The organism is Streptomyces sp. NPDC059247 (genome assembly GCF_042754005.1).
Classification (GTDB): domain Bacteria; phylum Actinomycetota; class Actinomycetes; order Streptomycetales; family Streptomycetaceae; genus Streptomyces.
In genome coordinates this window covers 738,678-763,535 of the sequence record NZ_JBHYZW010000001.1, presented here as the reverse complement: position 1 = coordinate 763,535, position 24,858 = coordinate 738,678, and the positions used below count along the sequence as shown (strand labels likewise).

At 73.0% G+C, this 24,858-nt stretch carries 23 protein-coding genes; 10 read left to right on the top strand and 13 right to left on the bottom strand.

All coding sequences use genetic code 11. The features are described 5' to 3' along the window. Nucleotides 1-117 precede the first annotated feature (117 nt). On the bottom strand, nucleotides 118-1,368 hold the full coding sequence (locus ACFXGN_RS03160) for an extracellular solute-binding protein (RefSeq protein ID WP_384852670.1): 1,251 nt from the start codon (nucleotides 1,366-1,368) through the stop codon (nucleotides 118-120). Between the two features lie 294 nt (nucleotides 1,369-1,662). On the opposite strand from ACFXGN_RS03160, the gene ACFXGN_RS03155 reads away from it, so the two are divergent. Continuing rightward, nucleotides 1,663-1,878, top strand: a complete 216-nt coding sequence (locus ACFXGN_RS03155) for a dodecin (protein ID WP_384852667.1) — start codon at nucleotides 1,663-1,665, stop codon at nucleotides 1,876-1,878. A 215-nt stretch (nucleotides 1,879-2,093) separates the two neighbouring features. Here the strand turns inward: ACFXGN_RS03155 and ACFXGN_RS03150 are convergent, their stop codons facing one another. Next, nucleotides 2,094-2,582 (bottom strand): hypothetical protein, encoded by a 489-nt coding sequence (locus tag ACFXGN_RS03150; protein ID WP_366440836.1) that lies wholly within the window; start codon nucleotides 2,580-2,582, stop codon nucleotides 2,094-2,096. A gap of 265 nt (nucleotides 2,583-2,847) precedes the next feature. Here ACFXGN_RS03150 and ACFXGN_RS03145 point away from each other — a divergent pair, with 265 nt between their 5' ends. Both ACFXGN_RS03145 and ACFXGN_RS03140 read left to right on the top strand, forming a co-directional pair. Then, nucleotides 2,848-3,870, top strand: coding sequence for an MsnO8 family LLM class oxidoreductase (locus ACFXGN_RS03145; protein WP_384852664.1), 1,023 nt, complete (start codon nucleotides 2,848-2,850; stop codon nucleotides 3,868-3,870). Between the two features lie 301 nt (nucleotides 3,871-4,171). Further along, entirely contained in the window at nucleotides 4,172-6,691 is a 2,520-nt protein-coding gene (locus ACFXGN_RS03140) for an ATP-binding cassette domain-containing protein (RefSeq protein WP_384852661.1), read from the top strand. 38 nt (nucleotides 6,692-6,729) lie between these two features. Here the strand turns inward: ACFXGN_RS03140 and ACFXGN_RS03135 are convergent, their stop codons facing one another. From ACFXGN_RS03135 to ACFXGN_RS03115, 5 genes are all read right to left on the bottom strand, one after another. Then, nucleotides 6,730-7,557, bottom strand: a complete 828-nt coding sequence (locus ACFXGN_RS03135; RefSeq protein WP_384852658.1) for a tyrosinase family protein — start codon at nucleotides 7,555-7,557, stop codon at nucleotides 6,730-6,732. A 22-nt stretch (nucleotides 7,558-7,579) separates the two neighbouring features. Further along, nucleotides 7,580-7,969 (bottom strand): tyrosinase cofactor, encoded by a 390-nt coding sequence (locus ACFXGN_RS03130; RefSeq protein WP_384852655.1) that lies wholly within the window; start codon nucleotides 7,967-7,969, stop codon nucleotides 7,580-7,582. A gap of 303 nt (nucleotides 7,970-8,272) precedes the next feature. After that, on the bottom strand, nucleotides 8,273-9,022 hold the full coding sequence (locus ACFXGN_RS03125; RefSeq protein ID WP_384852652.1) for a succinate dehydrogenase/fumarate reductase iron-sulfur subunit: 750 nt from the start codon (nucleotides 9,020-9,022) through the stop codon (nucleotides 8,273-8,275). Then, entirely contained in the window at nucleotides 9,019-10,971 is a 1,953-nt protein-coding gene (locus ACFXGN_RS03120) for a fumarate reductase/succinate dehydrogenase flavoprotein subunit (RefSeq protein WP_384852650.1), read from the bottom strand. The genes ACFXGN_RS03125 and ACFXGN_RS03120 overlap by 4 nt, the downstream gene beginning before the upstream one ends. 2 nt (nucleotides 10,972-10,973) lie before the next feature. Then, on the bottom strand, nucleotides 10,974-11,699 hold the full coding sequence (locus ACFXGN_RS03115) for a succinate dehydrogenase (protein ID WP_384852647.1): 726 nt from the start codon (nucleotides 11,697-11,699) through the stop codon (nucleotides 10,974-10,976). Nucleotides 11,700-11,795: 96 nt separating this feature from the next. On the opposite strand from ACFXGN_RS03115, the gene ACFXGN_RS03110 reads away from it, so the two are divergent. After that, a complete protein-coding gene (locus tag ACFXGN_RS03110; protein WP_384852644.1) occupies nucleotides 11,796-12,713 on the top strand; it encodes a LysR family transcriptional regulator in 918 nt (305 codons plus the stop codon). A gap of 238 nt (nucleotides 12,714-12,951) precedes the next feature. Here ACFXGN_RS03110 and ACFXGN_RS03105 read toward each other — a convergent pair whose 3' ends face one another. The 3 genes from ACFXGN_RS03105 to ACFXGN_RS03095 all read right to left on the bottom strand — a co-directional run bounded on the left by ACFXGN_RS03105 (nucleotide 12,952) and on the right by ACFXGN_RS03095 (nucleotide 17,104). Next, nucleotides 12,952-15,114, bottom strand: a complete 2,163-nt coding sequence (locus tag ACFXGN_RS03105; RefSeq protein ID WP_384852641.1) for a putative bifunctional diguanylate cyclase/phosphodiesterase — start codon at nucleotides 15,112-15,114, stop codon at nucleotides 12,952-12,954. Continuing rightward, complete coding sequence (locus ACFXGN_RS03100; protein ID WP_384852638.1) at nucleotides 15,111-15,923, bottom strand: SAM-dependent methyltransferase; 813 nt, start codon at nucleotides 15,921-15,923, stop codon at nucleotides 15,111-15,113. The genes ACFXGN_RS03105 and ACFXGN_RS03100 overlap by 4 nt, the downstream gene beginning before the upstream one ends. A gap of 1,049 nt (nucleotides 15,924-16,972) precedes the next feature. Further along, nucleotides 16,973-17,104, bottom strand: a complete 132-nt coding sequence (locus ACFXGN_RS03095; protein ID WP_384852636.1) for a hypothetical protein — start codon at nucleotides 17,102-17,104, stop codon at nucleotides 16,973-16,975. A gap of 59 nt (nucleotides 17,105-17,163) precedes the next feature. Between ACFXGN_RS03095 and ACFXGN_RS03090 the strand changes: the two genes are divergently transcribed. Both ACFXGN_RS03090 and ACFXGN_RS03085 read left to right on the top strand, forming a co-directional pair. Beyond that, entirely contained in the window at nucleotides 17,164-17,928 is a 765-nt protein-coding gene (locus ACFXGN_RS03090; protein WP_384852633.1) for a hypothetical protein, read from the top strand. A gap of 168 nt (nucleotides 17,929-18,096) precedes the next feature. Further along, a complete protein-coding gene (locus tag ACFXGN_RS03085) occupies nucleotides 18,097-18,657 on the top strand; it encodes a hypothetical protein (RefSeq protein WP_384852630.1) in 561 nt (186 codons plus the stop codon). Nucleotides 18,658-18,755: 98 nt separating this feature from the next. Here ACFXGN_RS03085 and ACFXGN_RS03080 read toward each other — a convergent pair whose 3' ends face one another. Further along, nucleotides 18,756-19,241: a hypothetical protein gene (locus ACFXGN_RS03080; RefSeq protein ID WP_384852627.1), complete on the bottom strand. Its 486-nt coding sequence runs from the start codon at nucleotides 19,239-19,241 to the stop codon at nucleotides 18,756-18,758. A 377-nt stretch (nucleotides 19,242-19,618) separates the two neighbouring features. Here ACFXGN_RS03080 and ACFXGN_RS03075 point away from each other — a divergent pair, with 377 nt between their 5' ends. Continuing rightward, nucleotides 19,619-20,278: a class F sortase gene (locus ACFXGN_RS03075; protein ID WP_384852625.1), complete on the top strand. Its 660-nt coding sequence runs from the start codon at nucleotides 19,619-19,621 to the stop codon at nucleotides 20,276-20,278. Between the two features lie 80 nt (nucleotides 20,279-20,358). Here the strand turns inward: ACFXGN_RS03075 and ACFXGN_RS03070 are convergent, their stop codons facing one another. Continuing rightward, nucleotides 20,359-21,216 (bottom strand): polysaccharide deacetylase family protein, encoded by an 858-nt coding sequence (locus ACFXGN_RS03070; RefSeq protein ID WP_384852623.1) that lies wholly within the window; start codon nucleotides 21,214-21,216, stop codon nucleotides 20,359-20,361. Nucleotides 21,217-21,321: 105 nt separating this feature from the next. On the opposite strand from ACFXGN_RS03070, the gene ACFXGN_RS03065 reads away from it, so the two are divergent. After that, nucleotides 21,322-21,783, top strand: coding sequence for a universal stress protein (locus ACFXGN_RS03065; protein WP_384852620.1), 462 nt, complete (start codon nucleotides 21,322-21,324; stop codon nucleotides 21,781-21,783). Between the two features lie 118 nt (nucleotides 21,784-21,901). Here the strand turns inward: ACFXGN_RS03065 and ACFXGN_RS03060 are convergent, their stop codons facing one another. Next, entirely contained in the window at nucleotides 21,902-23,116 is a 1,215-nt protein-coding gene (locus tag ACFXGN_RS03060; protein WP_384852617.1) for a CapA family protein, read from the bottom strand. 493 nt (nucleotides 23,117-23,609) lie between these two features. Here ACFXGN_RS03060 and ACFXGN_RS03055 point away from each other — a divergent pair, with 493 nt between their 5' ends. Then, nucleotides 23,610-24,257 carry a sigma-70 family RNA polymerase sigma factor gene (locus ACFXGN_RS03055; protein WP_384852614.1) on the top strand — a complete coding sequence of 216 codons (648 nt, stop codon included), beginning with the start codon at nucleotides 23,610-23,612 and terminating at the stop codon, nucleotides 24,255-24,257. A gap of 94 nt (nucleotides 24,258-24,351) precedes the next feature. Next, nucleotides 24,352-24,849: a hypothetical protein gene (locus ACFXGN_RS03050; RefSeq protein ID WP_384852612.1), complete on the top strand. Its 498-nt coding sequence runs from the start codon at nucleotides 24,352-24,354 to the stop codon at nucleotides 24,847-24,849. The last annotated feature ends 9 nt before the right edge of the window (nucleotides 24,850-24,858 follow it).

The window sequence follows — 24,858 nt, the reverse complement described above, 5'->3', positions numbered from 1 at the left end:
AAGGGGCGAGGTCGGAGCCGGGCCGTGCGAGCGGTGGCCCGGCTCCTTACTTCTTCCGTGACCGGCTGGATTCGACGTGACCGGATGGGGGATCGCGGGTGTGCGAACGCTGAAATGCTATTCGGCGAGGCTCTCCGTGATCGCCTCGGAGGCGCGCTTGGCGGCCTTCACCGGGTCCTCGCCCTGGAGGACGGCCGTCATGTAGGGCTTGATGGGGTTGTCGGCCTCGACGTTCGCCCACTGGGGGGAGTTGGGGGTGGCCCGGCCGCGTGCGGCGGCCTTCGCCATGACGGCGGTGGCCTCCTGGTTGGCGACGACGGAGGCGAGGCCCTTCTTGTTGGGCACGTATCCCATGGCGCGGGCGAGTTCGGACTGCCACTTCTCGCCCGCCAGGGCCTTGACGACCTCCAGGGCGGCGGCGCGCTGGGGCGCGTTCTCCGGAATGATCAGGTCGGAGCCGCCGGTGAAGACGACGCAGGGCTGGTCCGCCTTCTTGCCGGGGATCGGGAAGTAGCCGAGCTTGTCCTTGAGGCCCGGGTTGGCCTTGAGGATGGCGGCGACGGCGCTGGGCGGGGCGATGAGCTGGGCCACGTCGCCCTTGGCGAAGACGTCGGCCTGCGGCGGGTTCTGCTCGTCGGCGTTCTTGGGTCCGGAGCCCAGGGACTGCAGGTCCTTGTAGAAGGCCATGCCGCGCTGGGACGCCGGGCTCTCCAGGGCGCCGGTCCACTCCCCGCCCTTGTCCACGGCCAGCTCGCCGCCCTCGTCCCAGATGAATCCGGCCAGGGTGTACCAGTCCTGCCCCGCGAGGTAGATGCCCTGGGAGCCCTCGTGGTTCAGCTTCTCGGTGTTCTTCAGCCACTCGGCGCGGGTGGCCGGGGGCTTGTCGATGCCCGCGTCGGCGAAGAGGTCCTTGTTGTAGATGACGATGCGGTTCGCCGCGTACCAGGGGATGCCGTACTGCGAGCCGCCGATGCTGCCGGGCTGGGCGAGACCGGGCAGCCAGTCCTCGCTGCCGAGGTCGCGCACGGACTCCAGGGTGAGGTCGAAGAGCTTCTCGGTGTCGGCGTACTGCGCGACCTGGGTGTTGCCGACCTCGATGACGTCGGGTCCGCCGGAGCCCTGGATGGCCTCGGTGACCTTCTTGCCGATGCCGGTCCACTCCTGGACGGTGACCTTGAGCTCGACGCCGTCGTGCTCCTCCTCGTACGCCTTGGTGAAGCGGTTGAGGAAGTCCTCGCTGACGCTGTCCCGCATGAGCCATATGTTGACGGTCTTCGTCCCGCCGCCCGCACCCGGGAGCATTCCGCAGCCCGCGAGGGCGAGTGCGGTCGCGGCTGCGAGAGGACAGACGAGGTGTCGGTTCTTCACGTGGGTCACCTTCTGCGGTTCAGCACGAGGTCGTGCGGCATGTGGGGGCTGACCCGGCAGTGGGGGGACCGAACGGGCTGTTCGCGCGGGTATGTGGCCTGGATTCTGGTCTGGACCAGACCGATGGTCAAGTCCTTGACCATCCCATTCCGTACGCCTGCGCACGACCTGGGCCGTTACCTGCGGTAATTACCCTTCGGTGCACACCTGTCGGCCGCCCGGACCCCGCCGTGTCGCGCGCCGCCCCTCCCTGGGGCACGGTGGAGGGAACGCACCGAGAGGAGCTCGGCCCCCATGTCGAACCACACCTATCGCGTCACCGAGATCGTCGGCACCTCCACCGAGGGCGTGGACGAAGCCATCCGCAACGGCATCGCACGCGCCTCGCAGACGCTGAGGGGCCTCGATTGGTTCGAGGTGTCCCAGGTACGCGGACACATCGTCGACGGCACGATCGAGCACTACCAGGTCGGACTGAAGGTGGGGTTCCGGCTGGAGGACGAGAGCTGAGGGAGCCACCGGGGGCCGGAGGGCCCGGGAGCTCGGAGGTCCGGGAGCTCGGGGGCCCGGAAAGACCCTCCGGGCCTCCGGTGTCCTGTCCGGGGCCCGCCAGGGCTTCCGGAACCCTCAGGAACCCCTGCTCGCCCACCGGTCCGGCCGGTCTCGCCGGTCCCACCGGTCTCTTGGCCCACCGGTCCCGCCGGGCACCGGGTCCTGTCGGGCCCTCAGGTCCTGCCCTCCTTCTCCTGAGCGTCGCTCAGCTCCGCCGAGGGCGCGGCCCACCCGGCGCGCACCACGGGAAAGCCCGCCGCCTCCGCCGCGTCGCAGACGAGCACGTCGTCGTCGACGAGCATCCGCACCCGCCGGTCGGCGGCCAGGACCCGAAGGGCCTCCACCTTGGTCACCCGGGCGGGCCGGAAGTCCCGGGCGCGCCGCATGTGGACCGGCCCTTCCGGCAGCCCCTGCGCGGCGAGCCAGGCCAGGGTGTCCCGGCGGCAGCGCTCGGGGCGGCCGGTGAGGTAGACGATGTCGCACTCCTCCGCCGCCTCGCGGCACAGCGCGATCCCCTCGGGCAGCGGCGGATCGTCGGGCGCCGCCGCGAAGAAGGCGTCCCAGTCCTTGGGCCGCCGTTCCAGGAAGTGCTGGCGGTGGGCGGTCGCGGCGAGCGTGTTGTCGAGGTCGAAGACGGCCAGAGGCCTGGTGTCGGCTGTCACGCGGTCCAGCGTAGGAGGCGGGACCGACGGACGGACCCCCGCCGGACCGACGGAGGTGCCCCGCCGGACCGGCCCACGCGTCCCACCGGACCGGCCCCCGCGCCCCGCCCGATGCCCCGACGGACGGACGGACGGACCGCCACGGGCGCCGACGGTCCGCCGTACGGGGGCCCGTGCGGGCTTGCGCTCTCCGGTCGCGCCGCACGGCCGGGAGGTCCCCCGTCCCGTACGGGAATCCCTCCGCCCCGCCCGCGTTGAAGCTGATGTGAGCAGCTACCTCGACGGCATCCGATTCTCCGTCCTCGACCGTTCCCGTACGCGGGAGGGCGAGGACGGCCCGCAGGCGCTGCGGGAGACCGTGCGCCTGGCCCGGGAGGTGGAGGCCATGGGCTTCCACCGGTTCTGGGTGTCGGAGCACCACGGTGTGCCCGGGGTCGCCGGTTCCGCGCCGACGGTGCTCGCCGCCGCCGTGGCCGCCGCCACCTCCGGCATCCGGGTCGGTACGGGCGGGGTGATGCTGCCCAATCACCGGCCGATGGTCGTCGCCGAGCAGTTCGGCGTACTGGAGTCGCTGTTCCCCGGCCGGATCGACATGGGCGTCGGCCGTTCGGTGGGTTTCACGGACGGCGTCCGGCGGGCCCTCGGCCGGGAGAAGGACGAGGCGGACCGGTTCGGTGAGCAGCTCGCGGAGCTCCTCGGCTGGTTCACCGGGGAGCAGACGGCCCATCCGGGCGTACGGGCCCGGCCCGCCGAGGGCCTGCGGGTCCCGCCGTTCGTCCTGGCGACCGGTGAGGGCGCGTCGATCGCGGCGGCGGCCGGACTGCCGCTGGTCATCGGCGACCTGCGCGGCCGGGACCGGCTCCTGACGGCGGTGGACACGTACCGCTCCGGCTTCCGCCCCTCCGGCTGGTCGGCCGAGCCGTACGTGGTGGTCGCGGGGACGGTGGTGGTGGCCGGGACGACGGAGGAGGCGCGTCGGCTGCTGATGCCGGAGGCGTGGTCCCTGGCGTACTCGCGCACGCGCGGGGAGTTCCCGCCGCTCGCCCCGCCGGAGCGGATCGAGGGACTGGCGATGACGGAGAGGCAGCGCGGTTTCTACGAGTCCGGGCTGCGCGGGCATGTGCACGGCACGGCGGAGGAGGTGCGGGAGGCCCTTGAGCGGGCGGTGCGGGAGACGGGGGCGGAGGAGGTGCTCGTCACCACGAGCACGTACGACCGGACGGCGCTGAGCACCTCGTACCGGGAACTCGCGCGGACGGTCGGCCTGGAGCCACGGGACACGGCGTGAGGCCACCGGGGGGCGTGAAGCCCACCCGGAGGCCCGTGGGGCCTACCGGGAGGGCGGCGTGAGGCCCACCCGGGCTCCGCGAGGAACCACGGGGGAGATACGGGGAGATACGGCACGGGCGCGCCGGGACGCGAGGCTTCGCGGGATGGGCCGGTCGCGGGGTGGGCCGTGGCGAAGCCCAGGGCGGGGCGCGGCACGGCGGGGCGTGAGGCAACGCCGGGGCGGCCCCACGGGCTCCGGCCGCTCCACGCACAGTCCACCCCGACCGGGGCAAACGGGGCCCAGCGGATAAAATCCGCGTATGCACGACAGCCCCCATGACCCGTACGTCCGCGTCCGAGGCGCCCGTGAGCACAACCTCGCCGGGGTGGACGTCGACATCCCCCGTGACGCGCTGGTCGTCTTCACCGGGGTGTCCGGCTCCGGCAAGTCGTCCCTGGCGTTCGGCACGATCTACGCGGAGGCCCAGCGCCGCTACTTCGAGTCGATCGCCCCGTACGCGCGACGCCTGATCCACCAGGTGGGGGCCCCGGCCGTCGGGGAGATCACGGGGCTGCCCCCGGCGGTCTCCCTGGAGCAGCGCCGGTCCTCCCCCCACGCGCGTTCCTCCGTCGGGACCGTGACGACGCTCTCCAACTCCCTCCGGATGCTGTTCTCCCGCGCCGGGCACTACCCGGCGGGCGCGGAGCGGCTGGATTCGGACGCCTTCTCGCCCAACACGGCCGCAGGGGCCTGTCCTTCGTGCCACGGCCTCGGGCGCGTCCACGACACGAGCGAGGAGCTCCTCGTCCCGGACGGGGAGCTGTCGATCCGGCAAGGTGCCGTCGCGGCCTGGCCGGGGGCCTGGCAGGGGAAGAACCTGCGGGACGTGCTCGACGCCCTCGGGTACGACGTGGACCGGCCGTGGCGCGAGCTCGACGCGAAGGACCGGGAGTGGATCCTCTTCACGGACGAGCAGCCGGTGGTCACGGTGCACCCGGTGCGGGAGGCGGGCCGCATCCAGCGGCCGTACCAGGGCACGTACACGAGCGCCCGGCGGTACGTGCTCCGCACCTTCGCCGACTCCAAGAGCCCGGCGCTGCGGGCGAAGGCGGAGGGCTTCCTGACCAGTGCGCCGTGCCCGGTGTGCGGCGGCGGGCGGCTGCGGCCCGAGGCGCTGGCGGTGACGTTCGCGGGCCGGACCATCGCGGAGCTGGCCGCGCTGCCGCTGACCGTCCTGTCCGGTGTGCTCTCCGCCGGGACCGGCCAGGACGGGACCGGACCGGGCGAGGCCGGACCGGGCGAGGCCGGACCGGGCGAGGCCGAGGAGTCCCGGACCGGAGCGACCGGGGCCGGACCCGCCGGGAGCCGGGCGGCGGAGGCCGGGTCCGGGGCCGTGAGGGAGGCGGCGGGGATCGGCGCGGAGACCGCGCGGGTGCTCGGCGCGGACCTGGTGGCCCGGATCGCGACCGTGACCGAACTCGGCCTGGGCTACCTCAGCCTGGACCGGGCCACCCCCACCCTCTCCAGTGGCGAACTCCAACGGCTCCGGCTGGCCACGCAGTTGCGTTCGGGGCTCTTCGGCGTGGTGTACGTGCTGGACGAGCCATCCGCCGGGCTGCACCCGGCGGACACCGAAGCGCTGCTCGTGGTCCTGGACCGGCTCCGGGCCACGGGGAACTCGGTGTTCGTCGTCGAGCACCATCTCGACGTGGTCCGGCGCGCCGACTGGCTGGTGGACGTCGGTCCGGGGGCCGGGACGCACGGCGGCCGGGTGCTGCACAGCGGTCCGCCGGGCGCGCTCGCGGACGTCGCGGAGTCGGTCACCCGGCGCTTCCTCCTCGACCGGGCGCCCGTACCGGTGCGGGAGGTCCGGGAGCCCGTGGGCTGGCTGCGGACCGGGCCGGTGACCCGGCACAATCTGCGCGGGGTGGACGCCGCCTTCCCGCTCGGTGTCCTGACCGCCGTCACGGGTGTGTCCGGCTCGGGCAAGTCCACGCTCGTCGGCGCGCTGACCGAAGAGGTGACCGGCGAACAGGCCGGTGGGGGCCGTCTGGTGACGGTGGATCAGCGGCCGATCGGCCGTACACCGCGCTCCAACCTCGCCACGTACACGGGTCTGTTCGACGTGGTGCGGAAGCTGTTCGCGGAGACGGCGGAGGCGAAGGAGCGGGGCTACCGGGCGGGACGGTTCTCCTTCAACGTGTCCGGCGGCCGGTGCGAGACCTGCCAGGGCGAGGGCTTCGTCTCGGTGGAACTCCTCTTCCTGCCCCGGACGTACGCGCCCTGCCCTGACTGCCACGGCGCCCGCTACAACCCCGAGACGCTCCAGGTGCGGCTGCGGGGCCTCACCGTCGCCGAGGTCCTCGATCTGACGGTGGAGTCGGCGGCCGGTTTCTTCGCGGGGACGCCCGCCGCCGCCCGGAGCCTGCGCACCCTGCTCGACGTGGGTCTCGGGCATCTGCGGCTCGGTCAGCCCGCGACGGAGCTGTCCGGCGGCGAGGCCCAGCGGATCAAGCTGGCCTCGGAGCTCCAGCGCCCGCACCGCTCCCCCACGGTGTACGTGCTCGACGAGCCGACGACGGGCCTGCACCCGGCGGACGTCGAGGTCCTGATGCGCCAGCTGCACGGTCTGGTCGACGCGGGTCACACGGTGGTCGTCGTGGAGCACGACATGGATGTGGTGGCCGCCGCCGACTGGGTCGTGGACCTGGGGCCCGGCGGCGGCGACGAGGGCGGCCGGATCGTGGCGGCCGGGCCGCCGGACCGGGTGGCGCGGGCGGCCGACAGCCGCACCGCGCCCTATCTGGCCCGCGCCCTGGGGTCCACCGGACGGACCTGAGGTCCGTCCGGTGGACCGGGCGGGCGGGACCGGTCCCGTCAGGCCGCCGTGTCGAAGGTGTAGTGCGGGGTGTGGTCCAGCATGTCCGCCGGGGTCACGTCGTTCCACGGGCGCATGGTGTCGCCGAGGTCGACGACGTTGAGCGTGCCCGCGGCCGGCAGGTAGGGCGACCGGGGGTGGCGGACCCGCCAGTCGGCCCACAGCTTGTCGATGAAGGCGTGGTGCAGCCAGAACACGGGGTCGTTCGGGGAGACCCCGGTGCCCATCTGACCGCCGACCCAGACATGGACGCGGTTGTGGAGGTTGACCCCGCGCCAGCCCTCCAGATGGTTGCGGAAGCCGTCCGAGGCGCTGTTCCACGGCGCGGTGTCGTAGGTCTCCATGGCGAGGACGGAGTCCACCTCGGTACGGGTGGGGAGCTGTCGGCCGCCCGCCCCCAGATCGCGCCGGAGGTAGTCGCGGCCGTCGACGCGGACGGTGATCGTCCAGCGGTTGCCGACGCGGGCGAACGCGCCGTCGGTCACCTGGCCGTCGCGGGCGCGCCCGGTGCCGCCGAGGAAGTCGGGGGCCCACAGCGAGGACCGGGAGGTGCGGTCCGCCGTCCAGTCCCAGTAGGGCAGGGTGACGGTCGGGTCGACGGACCGCAGGGCCTGTTCGAACTCTATGAGGAAGCGCCGGTGCCAGGGCAGGAACGACGGCGAGCGGTGGCCGACGCGGTCGCCGCTGTCGGTGTCGCTCATGATGAAGGCGTTGTGGGTGGTGACGAAGGTGTCGTACCGGCCGGAGCGCTTGAGCTCCAGGAGGGCGGCGACGAAGCGCCGCTTCTCGTCGGCGGTCAGCGTGGCCTGGTTCTTGCGTACGGTCATGGTGGTGCCGCTCCTGGATCGATCAGCCGAGGGTGAGGGGTACGAGCGGGGCGCCCTGCAGTTCGCGGACGGCCGCGCGGGCCAGCGCCTTGGGCGTGGCGACGGGCTCGTAGTGGTTGATCACGCTGATCCAGGTGCCGTCGGCGTTCTGCATGACGTGCAGTTCCTCGCCGTCGATCGTCACGGAGTAGCCGCCTCCGTGGTGGCCCCCGTGGTGGCCGCCGTGCGAGGGCCCGCCCTGGATGCGGCGACCCTGGTAGACCTCGTCGAAGGAGGCCGGAACCGGGTCCGCGGCGGGAGTGGCGGGGCGGGCGGGCGCGGCGGTGGCGGAGCCGGCCAGGGCGAGGCCCGCGGCGACGCCGGCGGCGCCTGCCGCGACGCCGAGAGCCCGGCGGCGGGTGAAGCTGGACATGGAGAACCCCCAGATGGTCTGTACGACCGGGGGTTCGGTCAGGTGCCCCCGGCGGCTCTCATCAGTACCCGGGGGTCCGGGCGCGCCGGAAACGGCCGCCGGACGGTTGGCCGTGAAGTGGCCAACTTGTCATGAAAAGTACAGTTTTGAACAGAGATGATCTTGCTGTTCGAATCGATAAAGGCACTCCAGAGCGAAAATCCTACGGAGAAAGTGATCGTTCTGTGAATGATCTTTCGCATCGGACCGTTCGATGTGGCGGAGCCCACTCCCGAAGATTGTCCTGATGAGGACGCGGAGGACTCAGCCCCGGGCCCCCTTGCGGCGGGCCCGCAGCCACTCCCGGTTCATCGCGGAGATCGACGGGAGCGGGATGCCCTTCGGGCAGGCGGTGGCGCACTCCCCCGTCAGGGTGCAGCCGCCGAAGCCCTCGGCGTCCATCTGGGCGACCATGTCGAGGACCCGGGTCTCGCGTTCCGGGGAGCCCTGGGGCAGCACGTTCAGATGGTTGACCTTGGCGGAGGTGAAGAGCATCGCGGAGCCGTTGGGGCAGGCGGCCACGCAGGCGCCGCAGCCGATGCACTCGGCGTGTTCGAAGGCGGTGTCGGCGTCCGCCTTGGGGACGGGGGTGGCGTGGGCCTCGGGGGCCGCTCCCGTGGGCACGCTGATGTAGCCGCCCGCCTGGATGACCCGGTCGAACGCGGAGCGGTCCACGACGAGGTCCTTGACGACGGGGAACGCGGACGCCCGCCAGGGCTCGACGTCGATGGTGTCGCCGTCGCGGAAGGACCTCATGTGCAACTGGCAGGTGGTGGTGCGCTCGGGGCCGTGGGCCTCCCCGTCGATGACGAGGCTGCACGCCCCGCAGATGCCCTCGCGGCAGTCGTGGTCGAAGGCCACCGGGTCCTCGCCGCGCAGGATGAGGTCCTCGTTGAGGGTGTCGAGCATCTCCAGGAACGACATGTCGGCGCGGACGCCGTCCACGTCGTAGGTGGACATGGCGCCGGGTGCGTCGGCGTTCGCCTGGCGCCAGACGCGCAGGGTGAGCTTCATGCGTAGCTCCGCTGGGTGGGGTGGACGTACTCGAAGGTGAGGTCCTCCTTGTGGAGGACGGGTGCGGTGCCGTCGGTGAACTCCCAGGCGGCGGCGTAGCCGAACTCCTCGTCGCGGCGGGCGGCCTCGCCGTCGGGGGTCTGGGACTCCTCGCGGAAGTGGCCGCCGCAGGACTCGGCCCGGTGGAGCGCGTCGAGGCACATCAGCTCGGCGAGTTCCAGGTAGTCGACGATCCGGTTGGCCTTCTCCAGGGACTGGTTGAACTCCCGGCCGGTGCCGGGGACCTTGACGCGCCGCCAGAACTCCTCGCGGATCTCGGGGATGCGGGCGAGGGCGGTGCGCAGCCCGGTCTCGGTCCTGGCCATGCCGCAGTGCTCCCAGAGGAGTTCGCCGAGTTCGCGGTGGAAGGAGTCGGGGGTGCGGTCGCCGTCGACGGCGAGGAGGAGGTTCAGCCGGTCCTCGGTCTCGGCGAGCACCTCGCGGACGGCGGGGTGGTCGTCGGTGAGGGGCCGGGCGTCCGGGTGCCGGGCGAGGTAGTCGTTGATGGTGGCGGGCAGGACGAAGTAGCCGTCGGCGAGGCCCTGCATGAGGGCGGAGGCGCCGAGCCGGTTGGCCCCGTGGTCGGAGAAGTTGGCCTCGCCGATCGCGAAGAGCCCGGGGACGGTGGTCTGGAGGTCGTAGTCGACCCAGAGTCCGCCCATCGTGTAGTGGACGGCGGGGTAGATCCGCATGGGGACCTCGTACGGGTTCTCGGCGGTGATCCGCTCGTACATGTCGAAGAGGTTGCCGTACTTCTCCTCGACGGCGGCGCGGCCCGTGCGGCGGATCGCGTCGGCGAAGTCGAGGTAGACGCCCTGTCCGCCGGGACCGACGCCCCGGCCCTCGTCGCAGACGTTCTTCGCGGCGCGGGAGGCGATGTCACGGGGGACGAGGTTGCCGAAGGAGGGGTAGATCCGCTCCAGGTAGTAGTCGCGCTCGTCCTCGGGGATGTCGGCGGCGGGGCGGGTGTCGCCCTCGGCCTTCGGCACCCAGATGCGTCCGTCGTTGCGGAGGGACTCGCTCATCAGCGTCAGCTTCGACTGGTGGTCGCCGGTGCGCGGGACGCAGGTGGGGTGGATCTGGGTGAAGCAGGGGTTGGCGAAGTAGGCGCCGCGCCGGTGGGCCCGCCAGACGGCGGTGGCGTTGGAGTTCATCGCGTTGGTGGAGAGGTAGAAGACGTTGCCGTAGCCGCCGCTGGCGAGGACGACCGCGTCGGCGTGGTGGGTGGTGATCTCGCCGGTGATCAGGTCGCGGGCGACGATGCCCCGGGCCCGTCCGTCGGCGACGATCAGGTCCAGCATCTCCGTCCGGGCGTGCATCTCGACGTTCCCGGCGGCGATCTGCCGGGACAGCGCCTGGTAGGCGCCGAGCAGGAGTTGCTGTCCGGTCTGGCCCCGGGCGTAGAAGGTGCGGGAGACCTGGACGCCGCCGAAGGAGCGGGTGTCGAGGAGTCCGCCGTACTCACGGGCGAAGGGGACGCCCTGGGCGACGCACTGGTCGATGATCTCGACGGAGATCTGGGCGAGCCGGTGGACGTTGGACTCGCGGGCGCGGAAGTCGCCGCCCTTGACGGTGTCGTAGAAGAGGCGGTGGACGGAGTCGCCGTCGTTGCGGTAGTTCTTGGCGGCGTTGATGCCGCCCTGCGCGGCGATGGAGTGGGCGCGGCGCGGGGAGTCCTGGAAGCAGAACTGGACGACCTGGTAGCCCTGTTCGGCGAGGGTGGCTCCGGCGGAGCCGCCCGCGAGACCGGTGCCGACGACGATGATCCGGTGCTTGCGGCGGTTGGCGGGGTTGACCAGTTTCGCCTGGAAGCGGCGGGTGTCCCACCGCTCGGCGACGGGTCCGGCGGGCGCCTTGGTGTCGGAGAGCGGTGCGCCGGTGGTGTAGTCGGTGAACTCGGTTGTCTTCATGGTCAGTTCACCACTCCGGTCATGACGGCGACGGGGACGGAGACGAAGCCGGCGGTCAGCAGGAGAGCGAGGCCGTTCGCGAGGATCTTGAGGAGGCGGTCCCGGCGGGCGTTGCCGACGCCGAGGGTCTGGGCCGCGCTCCAGAAGCCGTGGCGGACGTGGAGTCCGACGGCGAGCATGGCGACGAGGTAGATGACGTTGCCGTACCAGGTGGAGAAGGTGTCGACCACGTTCTGGTAGGGCTTGCCCTCCTCGAAGCCGCCGGAGTGGACGGTGCCGGTGGTGAGGTCGAGGATGTGCCAGACGATGAAGAGGGCGAGGACGATCCCGCCCCAGCGCATGGTGCGGGTGGCGTAGGAGGCGCGCCCGCGGCGGTGGACGTACGGGGTGGGGCGGGCCCTCAGATCGCGGCGGCTGAGCTGGTACGCGCAGACGGCGTGCGCGACGACGGCGACGACGAGCACGACGCGGACGGCCCAGAGGGCCCACTCGTGGTGCAGGACGGGAGCGCCCATGACCCGCAGCCAGTGGCCGTAGGCGTTGAACTCCTCGGGGCCGAAGAAGACCTTGAGGTTGCCCGCGACGTGCGCGACGAGATAGCCGAGCATGATCAGCCCGCTGACCGCCATGACCGTCTTCTTGCCGAGGGTCGAGGACAGGAATCCGCGGGACGGTGCGGGGGACGGCGGGCGGCGCGTCGTCCGGTCCCTCGTGGGTGCCAGAGCCATGCGTACGACACTAGGGCCGAAGGACCCGAGAGGTCCAAGACATCGTCCGGCTGATCTCGATAGGCCCTCCCTATTCGGATCGCCTATTCTGGACTCATGCAGTTCCAGCAGCTCCTCTACTTCGTCGCCGTCGCCGAGACCCGCCACTTCACCCGGGCGGCCGAGCGCGTGCACGTCTCGCAGCCGTCCCTCTCCCAGCAGATCAAGGCGCTGGAACAGGAGTTGGGCGCCGAGCTGTTCAGCCGCGCCCGGGGGAACATCACCCTGACGGACGCGGGCGAGGCCCTGCTGCCGCTCGCGCGCCGGATCCTCGCGGACACCGAGACGGCCCGGCTGGAGGTGCAGGAGCTGGCGCAGCTGAAGCGGGGCCGGGTACGGCTCGGTGCGACCCCGAGCCTCTGCACGGGTCTGCTGCCGGACGTCCTGCGCGCCTTCCACGACCTGCACCCGGGGATCGAGCTGCTGATCCAGGAGAGCGGCTCGCACGACCTCGTACGGGAGCTGGCGCGCGGCTCGCTCGATCTGGCGCTGGTGGTGCTGCCGCTGCCCACGCCGTCACCGGCGCTCACCACGGTGGAGCTGCTCAGGGAGGACCTGGTGGTGGTCTCCGCCGCCTCCGCCCCCGCGCCCGCCCGTCCGGTGCGGATCAAGGACCTCAGGGACCAGCCGCTCGTGATGTTCCGGCACGGCTACGACCTGCGGGAGCTGACGGTGGCGGCCTGCCGGGCGGAGGGCTTCGAGCCGACGTTCACCGTCGAGGGCGGCGAGCTGGACGCGGTCCTCGGATTCGTACGGGCCGGGCTCGGGCTCGCGGTCGTCCCCGCGATGGTGGCGGCGCGCGCGGGCCGCGACCTCCGGGTGACCGCCCTCGCCCGGCCGGGGCTGCGCCGCACGATCGCCCTGGCGCACCGCAGCGACGTGGCACCGCCGAGGGCGGCACGGGAGCTCCAGCGGGTCCTGCTCGCCTCCCGGCGGGGACGGCCGGACCCGGCGGGCGCCGGAACCCCGGCCTGAGCGACGGGCCCGGCCGGGCGGCGGGAACAGGAGCCGGGCCCCGGGCCGGGAGCGGATCCGCGCGGCCCCGGGCGGATGGCGCCGCCGCTGGCGTTCCGGCGCGACGACGAGGGCCGTCGGCGCCCGCACCGGCCGCACCTCCGTCTGCGGGGGCCGCTCTGTGGGGCGGCCGTACGGTCCCGGCGGCCTTCCTGGCCTGCCCGTTCCGGTGGGAGGCCGGTGCCCGGGGACGGCGTACTCAGACCGCGTCCGACAGGACCAGCGAGTGGATCCGGTCGGGGGCGCCGGGGCGGGCGTAGTACCAGCCCTGGGCCGTGTCGCAGCCGAGGTCGCGGAGCCGACGGGCCTGGGCCCCGGTCTCCACCCCTTCGACGGTGACGGCGAGTTCCAGGCTGTGGGCCAGGGACACGATGCCCTCGACGATCTTCAGGTCGACCGGGTCCACCGGGTGCTGCTGCATCCCCCGGGTGAAGGAGCGGTCGAGCTTGAGGACGCTGACCGGGAGCCGGCGCAGGTTGGCCAGGTTGGAGTAGCCGGTGCCGAAGTCGTCCAGGGCGATGTCGACGCCCATCTCGGCGAGCTGCCGCAAGGGCTTCAGCAGGTCCTCGTCGGCTCCTATGAGGGCGGACTCGGTGACTTCGAGGCAGAGCGCGCCGGGGTCGAGACCGGACCGTTCCAGGACGTCGACGGTGTCCGCGACCAGACGCGGGTGGTGCAGCTGGGTCGGGGAGAGGTTGACGTTGATCCGCAGCGGCCCGCCGTCGGAGTGCCGGGTCTGCCAGAAGCGGGCCTGCCGGACGGCCTCCTGGAGGACCCAGCGGCCGAGCGGCACGATGAGTCCGGTGTCCTCGGCGAGCGGGATGAAGCGGTCGGGTCCGAGCACCCCGTGCTGCGGATGGCACCAGCGGACGAGCGCCTCCGCGCCGTGCACGCTGCCGTCGTGCAGGTGGACGAGCGGCTGGTACTCGATGAAGAACTCGCCGCGTTCCAGGGCGGTCGGCAGGGCGGTGGTCAGTCCGTGCCGGGTGATGGCGCGGGCGTCGGCCTCCGGGTCGGCCAGCTCGAAGCGGTTGCCGCCCGCGGACTTGGCCCGGTACATGGTGATGTCGGCGCTGCGCAGCACCTCGGCGGGGGTCCGTTCGCCCGCCGGGCCCTCGACGACACCGAGGCTGCCGCGCACGGTCAGCTCCCGGCCGTCGATCCGCAGCGGGGTGGCGAGGGCGGCGAGGATGCGGTCGGCGAGTTCGGTGACGTCCCGCTTCTCGACGGCGCCGGTGGTGAGGGCGACGAACTCGTCGCCGCCGAGCCGGGCGACCATCTCGCCCGCGCCGGTGACGGTGCTCTGGAGCCGGTCGGCCACCTCGACGAGCAGCCGGTCGCCGGTGGAGTGGCCGAGACTGTCGTTGATGACCTTGAAGCCGTCGAGATCGAGGTAGCAGAGGCCGAAGCGGGCGTTGTCGCCGGACACGAGGGCCTTCTCCAGGCGCTCGAAGAACAGCGTCCGGTTGGGCAGTCCGGTCAGGGCGTCGTGGGTGGCCTCGTACCGCAGGCGCAGATGGAGCAGGCGCCGTTCGGTGGTGTCCTCCATCAGCGCCAGCTGGTACTGGGGGTCGCCCACGGCGTCACGGAGCAGCGAGACGGTGAGGTTGGTCCACAGGACCGTGCCGTCGCCCCGGTAGTACGGCTTCTCCACCCGGTAGTGCTCGCGCTCGCCGCGCACCAGTTCGTCGTACAGCTTCCAGACGTGCGGGCCGTCCTCGGGGTGCACCCATTCGCTCACCTTCCGGGTGCGCAGGGGGCTGTCGATCCCGCCGAACATCCGGGTGAGGGTCTCGTTGACCTCCAGGACGTTGCCGTCGAGGTCGGCGATGCCGATCCCTATCGCGGCCCCGTCGAAGACCGCGCGGAAGCGGCTCTCGGTGGCGTGCAGGGCGACCTCGGCGGCGCTGCGGGCGGCGAGCGCGGAGCGGGCGATGGCCTCCTGCTCGGCACGGGTGCGTTCGCGCAGGGCCTGGGCGTATCCGGCGGCCATGGCGTGCTGGAGGCGGGCACAGCGGGCCCTGAGCTCCTCGGCGGCCAGGTCCGACTCCGTACCGCAGTAGAGGACCAGGTAGGAGTCGACGACGCCGAGGCTGCGGCCGAGGGCGTCGGGGTCGGTGCAGTGGGCGGCGACGAGCGACGCTCCGGCGTGCTGCGCGGGGGTGGTGTCGAAGGGGCGGGCCCGGAGGGCGTCGCACAGGACGCGGGCCAGCGGCAGCAGGTGCCCCTCGAACTCGGCGCGGGTCAGCGAGGTGGCGGTCACCGGGAAGATGGTGCGGCTCCAGATGGTGACGAACCGCCTGAGCCTGTCCTCGGGACCGTCGGCTTCGGCGGCGCCGTTGGGTCGCGACGGGGCGTTCACGCCTTGCGCCCCACCCCTGCGAAACCGGAGAAGGCGTACGGGTCCTCCTCCTCGACCGGGCTCTCCGGTCGCCAGTGGGGCATCGGGACGAGGCCGGGTTCGACCAGTTCGGTGCCCTCGAAGAAGCGGGCGATCTCCTCGCCGGACCGCATCACCAGCGGGCTGCGGATGTTCCGGTAGACCCCGACGGTGCCGCCCGCCTGCTCCTCGGTGAGCGGGATGCCCTCGTAGGAGGCGTGGGTGAGGACGAGGAGGCTGCCGGGCGCGAGGGCGTCGAGCAGTTCGGCCACCGCGTCGTACGGCCGGTCCTGGTCCTCCAGGAAGTGGAGGACGGCGACGAGGAGCAGGGCGACCGGCCGGTCGGGGTCGAGCAGCCGGGAGACCTCGGGGCTGTGCAGGATGTCGGCCGGCTTGCGCAGGTCGGCCGCGACGACGTCGGCGCCGTCGTCGCCCTCCAGGACGGCGCGGCTGTGGGCCACGGCGACCGGGTCGTGGTCGACGTAGACGACACGGGCGGCCGGGTGGGCGGCGCGGGCCACCTCGTGCACGTTGCCGAAGGTGGGGATGCCGGAGCCGATGTCCAGGAACTGGATGACGTCGTTGTCAACGGCGTGGCGGACGGCCCGTCGCATGAAGGCGCGGTTGGCCTGCATGATCTTGGGCAGACCAGGCATGAACTCCATGGCCCTGCGCGCCGCTTCCCGGTCCACTTCGAAATTGTGCGAGCCGCCCAGATAGAAGTCGTACATACGGGACACGCTCGGCACCGAGATGTCTATACCAGGCGGAGCCCAGAGTGGACGCTCCATCGATGTCTCCAACAAGTCGCCATGGGGGATGCGGCCAGGTGTTCGCGGCCGGTGTTCGAGGTGAGGCTACTGATCGCCCGCCAGGAGAGCGAGTGGAAACGGAAATTCGCGGTCCGTTCTTGGTCACACGTCATTGGCACGTGCTCTCCGAACGAAGAGTTCACGCCTTCAGGCTGTGCACATTCACGTGCATCCGGTCGTGCGCCGACTTCCCTGTGGCACCGCGCACCCGTCCTCCGGGTACCCATGCCCGGCCCGTACCTCGGCCGTTGCCCGTACGACTCCCGGCCGCCGGTGCAGGATGCCCCGTTCGCCGCTCCTCCCGACAGGGCGACAACCGGACAGATATGACGGAGGAGGCCGAAACGAGCCGACCCGGCCCCCTCCGTACGAACCGATCCGGCCCCTTCGGTAAACACGTCCCGACCCGATACGAGGATATTGCGGCGAATCCGTCTCCCACGCGCTGAAACGTCAAACCAGTACGGCCCGAGAACCCCTCCATCCGGCGAATCCCGAGCGATTCCGCCCCGGCGCGCCGTTCTTGTGTTCAGGCTCGTCGGCGTGTCTCTGTTCGGATCACTCCTCGCGCGCCCCCTGGCGGCGCTCGCACTGGTGTGGCTCATCACCACTCCCGTGCCGGCCGCCGCCGACTCGTGCGCCTACGCCAACACCGGCCCCGACGGGTCGCACACCTCGGTCGCGGTGACCGGACCCGGTGCGTGCCCCACCAAACCCACTCCGAAACCCACGAAGCCCACGAAGCCCAAGCCCACGCCGACTTGGGTCACCCCGCGGCCGGTACCACGGCCCCCGAACCGGCCGGTGCCGCCGCCGCCCTCGCCGCACGCGCGGCCGACCACGCCCGCTCCCCCGGTCACGGAGCCGAGCCCGCGCCCCGCGCCCCCGTCCCCGGCACCCGCACCGGCCCGCCCGACGCGGCCTCCGGAGCCGCCGGAGCGCACCACGGCACCCGCCGCGCCCCCACCGGCGCACGCGCCCAGCGCGAGTCCCCGGCCGCCGGCGGCCGGACCGGTCGCGCTCCCCCACTACCGCCGCACCTCACGGCCACGGCCCGAGAGCGGCACGTCCGTGGTGACGACGACGCTGGTGATCATCGCGCCCGCCGTGCTGGCGACCGCGATCCTGCGCCCGCGCGGACGCTGACCGCTCCCCGTCACCCGTCACCCGTCACCCGCTCCCCGTATCCCCGTATCCCCGTATCCCCTGAAGGATGTTCATGTCTGAATGGCTCGTTCTCAGCCTTGCGATGGCCGCCGCCTGTGCCGTCGTCCTGGCGATCGTCATCCTCAACCAGCGGCGCGTCCCCGAGGACGACGACCCCAGCAAGACCCCCGACGTCATCGAGTACATGACGATGATGATCGGCGTGATCTACGCGATCGTGCTCGGTCTGGCCATCGCGGGCGTCTGGGAGGCGCGTGGTGCCGCCCAGGAGACCGTGCGGCAGGAGGCGCAGGCCATGCACGAGATCTCGGCACGGGTGGAGGTCTACCCGGTGGAGGTCCGCACCAGGATCCGCTCCGACGTCGACGCGTACGTCTCGTACGTGGTCAACCACGAGTGGACGCACATGACCGAGGCGGGCGAGCTGAGCGACGAGGGCACCGCGCTCATGGAGCGGGTGCGGCGCAGCGTCACCGACTACCACCCGGCGAACGACTTCGAGGGCGAGGCGTACCAGCCGCTGGTGGACCAGGTCGCGGTGGCGGACGACGCCCGTAACGCCCGGGGGCAGAGCGCGGGCGAGACCATGCCCGGAGTGGTCTGGTTCGGTCTGATCATCGGCGCTCTGGTGACGGTCGGCCTGATCTTCACGCTGCAGATCCGCAGGACCGGCCGGGAGTTGCTGCTCGCCGGGCTCTTCAGCGTGCTGATCGCGTTCCTGTTGTTCCTCATCTGGGACTTCGACGCGCCCTTCGGCCGGGGCGTCTCGGCCACCGCCGCGCCGTTCACCGATCTGTTCCCGCAGGTCACCCGGTGACTCCGCCCCCGCCGGGTGAGCCGTACGGGGGACATGGATGCCCCATTCGAACGTCTGGGATCGCGGTTGTGGTAGTGCGCTCCTAGCGTTTCGAGCAACGAGGTACAGGCACGGTCTTTCGCGGGAACCCCCTTCCGCGGCCTCTCCTCGGGACCCGGAGGACTCACCATGCGCGCGATACGTGCCGCGTCCACTTTCCTGTTGGGAGCGGTCGCCCTCGCCCTGGCCGCCCCGGCCGCCCTCGCGGCGGCCCCTGTCCCCGCGCCGAACCCGCGGGCACAGGGGGCCGGGGCGGCGAGCTCCTTCGTCGTGTCGCCCTCGCTCGTCGCGCCCGGCGGCCGGGTGACGCTCAGCGCGCCCGGCTGCGCCAGTACGGCGACGGCCTCGGCCGGTGTCTTCGACACGGTCACCATCGCGCCGGGTTCGGCGGCGACCGCCCTCGTGGACCGGGACGCCCGCCAGGGCGCCGTGTACACGGTGGCGTTCAACTGCACGGGCGGCGTCCAGGGCACCGCGAACCTGACGATCACCGGGACGCCCACGGCGACGCCGACGACCAGCTCCACCGTGCTCACTCCCCCGCGCGGAGTGCGGGGCGGTCTGGGCGGCTCGGTGGACGGCGGCTTCGAGCCCACCGAACTGGCGGCGGGCGGGGCGCTGGTGCTCGCCGCCGCGACCGGCGGCGTGTTCGTGTTCCGCCGTCGTGCCGCGCGCGCCCGGCGGCACTGAGGCGCTCCGGACCGGCGGCGGACGCCCGTCGCCCCCGGGTCCCGTGACGGGGCCCCGGGGGCTGCGGGCGGAGCGGGCCGACCGGGAGGCGCGGCCGGTCAGACCTCCGCACCGGTCATCCGTCGGCGGCGGGCGATGAACAGGCCCCCGCCGAGCGCCGCGGCGGCGACGAGACCGCCGCCGACCGCCATCTCGGTGGAGCTGGGCGCGAGCGAGCCGCCGAGACCGCCCTGGGCGCCACGGCCCGGGAGGACGCGGAAGGAGTGCGTGACGACGGAGGAGTTGTCCCGGCACTTGACGGCGAGGTTGTAGCTGCCCGGGGTGGCGCGGTCGTGGACGCGGGCGATGGCGCTGGAGAGCCCGTTGGAGTTGACCGAGAGGTTGGTCTCCGGGAAGGCGTTGGACGTGACCGTGCCGCCGTGGCCGCAGCCCCTCGCGGTGATCGTGATCGTCGACCCCGCGTGGACGTCGAAGGGATTGACGGTGACGTCGCGCGGACCGTTGTTGGCGGCGGCGAGGGGGGCCGCGAGCGCGACCGCCGCGAACGCGGTGGCGGTCACCGCCAGAGTGCGTGCAGCACGCATGGTTGAACCTCCAGTGGAAGACGCCCCGAAGCGGTGCTCCGGGAGTTTCGACGAGTACGCCCTCCATGACGAACCATCACAAGTCGGGGCGGGCCCCGCATGTCGGCACTGGTCCACCCCGGTGAGCCGACACGCCCGACCACGCCCTCGGGAAGGTGAGGAAACCGCAGGTCAGATCCTTACGGAAGGATCATCTGACGAATACTCGGATGGGTCAGCGCACCGTCACCCGACTGTCCGGGCCCCGGCCCGGGTCCGGGGCTCCGGGCACCGTGCCCGGGACCCGTACGGCGGCGGCCCCCACCCGTTCGGACCGTCCGGAGTGACGGTCCGTCAGACCAGCCCTACCGTTCTGACGACGCCATGAAGGGAGAACCATGCCCGCGAAGGACTTCCGCGTCGCGGAACGCAGAAGGCGCCAGCCCTGGGGCGTGCTGGCCCTCGCCATGCTGTCCGGGCTCGCGATGATGCGCAACGGGGTGGACGTCGCTCCGGGGCCGCCGCAGCCCGCGGCGGCGGCCCGCCCGGTGGCGCGGCCCGCGACCCCGCCGCCCGGCGCGAGCGAGGGCCTGGAGCCGCTGCCCTTCGCCCCGGCCTCCCGGATCAGGATCCCGGCGATCCAGGTGGCCGCGCCGATCATGGACGTGGGTCTGGACCCGGACGGCTGGGTGGCCGCCCCGCCGCCCGACGACACCAATCTCGCCGGCTGGTACCAGAACGGCATCGCACCCGGCCAGCGCGGCACCTCGGTCGTCGTCGGCCATGTCGACAACGCCCGGGGCCCGGCGGTCTTCTACGGCCTGGGCTCGGTCCAGAAGGGCCAGCACGTCGAGGTGGAGCGGTACGACGGCCGGATCGCGGTCTTCGAGATCTACGGGGTGGAGGTGTACGCGAAAGACGACTTCCCCGGCGTCCAGGTCTACGCGGACACCGGCGTCCCCGAACTGCGGGTCATCACCTGCGGCGGCGGCTACACGCACGCGCGGGGCTACGACGGCAACGTGGTCGTGTACGCCCGCATGGTCGCCTCCCGGTAACCGGGTGCGCGGCGGGGCCCCGGCGCCACTGGTGCCGGGGCCCCGCCGCGCACGGAGGACGGGGGACAGAGGACGGGAGGTCAGCGCCGGGGCAGGGTGATGCGGTACCCGGCGTCGAGGAGGGCGGGCAGGTACGCGCGCAGGGCGGCGACGCTCTGGGAGCGGTCGCCGCCCGCGTCATGGTTGAGGACGACGGCGCCGGGGGCGGCGCCGTCCAGGGCGCGCCGGACGATGGCGTCGGTGCCCGGTTCCTTCCAGTCCAGGGTGTCGACGGTCCAGGCGAGCGGCTCCATGCCGAGTTCGGCACCGATCTCGAAGGAGTGCCGGTTCCATGCCCCGTAGGGGGCGCGGTACCAGAGCGGGGCCGCCCCCAGGGCCCGTTCGACGACCTCGCTGGTGGAGCCCAGCTCGTCACGGATGCGGGAGGGGCGCAGCTTGGGGATGAGGGGGTGGGTCCAGGTGTGGTTGCCGATGACGTGCCCCTCCGCGTCCATCCGCCGCAGCAGGTCCTGGTTCTCGACGGCCATCTCGCCGCAGACGAAGAACATGGCCCGGCAGTCGTACCGGCGCAGGGTGTCCAGGATGGCGGGGGTGTAGCGGGGGTCGGGGCCGTCGTCGAAGGTGAGCACCATCGCGCGGCCGACGCCCGAGAGGCTCAGGAAGGGCCGCTGCCGTACGGGCGGCGCCGTCCGCCGGTGGACCGGGGGCGCGTAGGCGGTCATGGGCTGGAGGCGGTAGGCGCTGGCGCGCGGCCGGGCGGCCTGGGCGTGGGGTCCGGCGGCGGGTCCGGCGGCGGGTCCGGCTCCGGGGCCGCCCCGGGGCCGGGCGGGGGCCGGGGGGTCGGCGGAGGTGAGCAGGTCCGCCGCGAGGACGCCGACGGCGGTGGTGGCCCCGAGGGCGGCGGTCAGGCGGAGCACCGCCCGACGCCCCGGAGACATCTGATCCTTTTTCATGACTAATGGTTCGTACGGATGAGGGCCCGCACCGCTCACCGACACCGGCCGCTCGTCCGAAAACACTCGATGAGCCGATAGCCTCGGCAGGTGACCGAACAGCGACCCGGCCGGTTCGAACGCGGCACCGACGGCCCGAAAGTGATCATGGCGGGAGTGGACGGCTCCGCCTCCTCCCTGCGCGCGGTGGCGTACGCGGCCGGGCTCGCCCGGCGGCAGGACGCGCTGCTCGCCCTCGTGTACGTCCAGCCGGTGGTCCCCGCCGGGGTCGCGCTGGGCGCTCCCGTGACGGGGGCGACCGAGGAGATCACCGAAGACCTCGTCGCGGAGATCCGCGCGTCCGCCGAGCGGGTGAAGGACCTGTGGCGGATGCGCTGGGAGTTCCACACCTTCCGGGGCGACGCCTACGCGGGCCTGGTCCAGGCGGCCGAGGAGCTGACGGCGGACGCCGTGGTGGTGGGCGCGTCGGAGTCGGCGGGGCACCGGTTCGCGGGGTCGGTGGCAGTCCGGCTGGTGAAGGCGGGCCGCTGGCCGGTCACCGTGGTGCCGTGACCGGCCGTCCGCTCCGACCGGCTCCCCCCGGGTCGCCGTGCCGGGGGGCCCAATACCCCCTCGCCCGGACCACCCGCCGCCGACCGCTCCGTGACCCGCTTCCGTGGCGCCCCATGGGCTACTTCCCCATCACCAGGCCGTCCCGGTCGGCGCCCCGGCCCAGGACCACCTCGCGGATCGTGTCGCGGATGTCGGCGCGGTTCGCGGAGCCGCCGTCGTCGGCGCCCAGGTCGACGACCCGGCCCCGACCGGTGTCGAACCACTGGGGGACGTACTCCGCCCTGGTGACCTCCCAGCGCGCGCCGGGCTTGCGGGGCGGCGCGAAGGTGAACCGGCCGATGCTGCTCTGGTTGCCGCGCGGATCGAAGGCACCCTCGTAATTGATCATGTCCCCGGCGATCTGGTCACCCATCCCGTAGATGATCCAGGTCCCGTTGACCTTCTCGTACGCCTGCGGGACATGGGCGTGGGTACCGACGATCAGGTCGATGTCGGGACGGCCGCCGGTCCGCGAGGCGGTGAGCGCGCGGCCGAGGGAGAGCTGGTCCTCGTCGGGCTCGGTCTGCCACTCGGTGCCCCAGTGGACGCTGACCACGACGACGTCGGCACCGGCCGCGCGGGCGGCGCGGGCGTCCTCGACGACCTTCCCCTCGTCGAGCAGCCGGACCGCCCAGGGCTGCCCGTCGGGCAGCGGGTGGTCGTTGGTGCCGTAGGTGTACGCGAGATGGGCGACCGTGGCGCCGCCCGCCTTCAGGAGGGTGGGCTTCGCCGCCTCGGCCTCGGTGCGGGCCGATCCGGCGTGCCGGACCCCGGACCGGTCCAGGGCGTCGAGGGTGCGGCCCAGGCCCTCGGCCCCGTCGTCGAGGCTGTGGTTGGAGGCGGTGGAGCAGGAGTCGTACCCGGTGGCCTTGAGCGCGGCGGCGACCTCGGGGGGCGACTTGAAGGCCGGATACCCCGTGTAGGGGCCGCCGTCCTTGGCGTAGACGGTCTCCATGTGGCAGAGGGCGAGGTCCGCGCCGGAGACCACGGACCGCACCCCGGAGAGCATCGGGGCGAAGTCGTAGCCGTCGCCCTCGGAGTCCTCGGCGGCCCGGCGGATGATCGAGTCGTGCGGGAGGACGTCCCCGGAGGCGACGAGGGTGAACCCGGCGGGCGCCGAGGCACCGCCGGGCGCGGCGGAGGGGGCGGTGGACCCCGCCTTGCCGGGGCGGGCGGCCGAGGTCCCCGGGACGCCGCCGCCCGCCGGACCGCTCCCGCCGGTGCAGCCGGTCGCCGCCGCGAGCAGGACGGCGGCGAGCACCGCGGCCCCCGCCGGTCTGGTGCGTGAGGTCATGTACGGCACTCCGCCCGAATCAGAGGATGAACAGGTGTTCACACGAATTGATCTCTCGGACATGCGCCAGTCAAGGGTCGGGGCCGTACGGAGGTGCGAACCCCGCTGAATCGGACGCAATGGCTCCGGCCGACCGCCGCCGCCCGCTCCGGCCCGTCCCCGCCGGGCCGTTCCCGCCCGGCGGAAGGACCACCGGCCGCCCCGCACGACCGCGCGGGTGGCACACCGGCCACCGCCGCACCCCACCGCGCGACCGCCCGAGGGCCCGGCCCCGACCGCCGCCGTCCCCGCCGCGCGGCCGTTCCCGCACGCCCCGCCCACCGGCCGCGAACCGCGCGCCGACCAGTCGTCGACCGGCCGTCGACCGTTCGCCGTACCACTCGTCGCTCGGTGCGACCGTTCGTCGCAGACCCGTGTCCACGCCCTGTCCCTCGCCCGGCGGATGCGTTCGGATACGCCCCGGACGACGAGCACGGGAAAGGCGGCAGGCGCGATGACGACGGCGACCACCGACGAGCGGACCCTCCAGGAACTGCAACGGGACCACGGCCCCGCCCTGCTCTCCTTCCTGCTCGGGCTCACCTACGGGGACCGCCAGCGGGCCGAGGACCTCGCCCAGGAGACCCTGGTACGGGCCTGGCTCCACCCCGAGGCCTTCACCGGCCCCTACGACTCGATGCGCCCCTGGCTCTTCACCGTCGCCCGCCGCCTCGCCATCGACGCCCGGCGCTCACGCCTCGCCCGGCCCGCCGAGACCGGCGACGGAGTCCTCGCCGTGACCCCCGACCCCGCCGACGCCACCGCCTCCGCCGAAGCCGCGCTCGACGTACGGGCCGCCGTCCGGGGACTGAGCCCCGAACACCGCGCGGTCCTCGTCCGGCTCTACTTCCACGGCCTCACCGTCAACGAGGCGGCCGTCGACCTCGGCATCCCCGCCGGGACGGTCAAGTCGCGCTCCCACTACGCGCTCCGCCAGCTCGGCCGGTCCCTGCCCGGCTACCGGCCGCGCCGCCCCGCCGCCCCGGCTCCGAACACCCGCCGCGCCACGCCCCGTACACCGCACGCGGCACCGCGCACCCCGCTCGCCCCACCCGCACCGATCCGGCCGGGAAACGTATCCGAAACCACACGGGCGAGTTGAGCAAAGCGGGACACACGGACGCCGTCCCCGGAGGAAGCTCTCCCCCGGGTGCCCACACGTCCGGGTCCCCGATCTCCGGGAGAAGGTGGGAACGTTGCTGCCCGAGAGCACGAACGGCACCGGCGGGACGAGCGGCGGCGGACTCGCCGTACCGATGGCCTGGCTGTGCGCCGAGTACCTGGCCGACGAGGTGCTGCGGGCCGCCGCGCTCGTGGCGCCCGGCTCGCTGGAGTACCGGGCGGGCCTCCAGGCGCTCGCCCTCACCGTCCACCTCACGGAGGAACCGGAGGGCCCGGACGGCCTACGGGCCCTCGGGGGAACCGACGAGTGGCTGCGGCACACCGCGTACGACCGGCCCTGGCCGCACTGGGTCGCGGAACGGCTCACGGCCCGGCGCGCGGCCGACCCGGGCGGTCCCGACCTCGCACTCGCCGAGGCGGCCTGGCGGCGGCTGCGGGACACCTGGGTCCGCGCCACCGACCTCGACGGCAGGGACGACCCCGGGGCCCCGGTCGACGAGGACGAACAGATCTGGCTGCCCGCCTGGAAGCTGGGGCTGCCGCTCGCGCACCTCTCCCTGCACCTGCGCTGACCCGGCCGA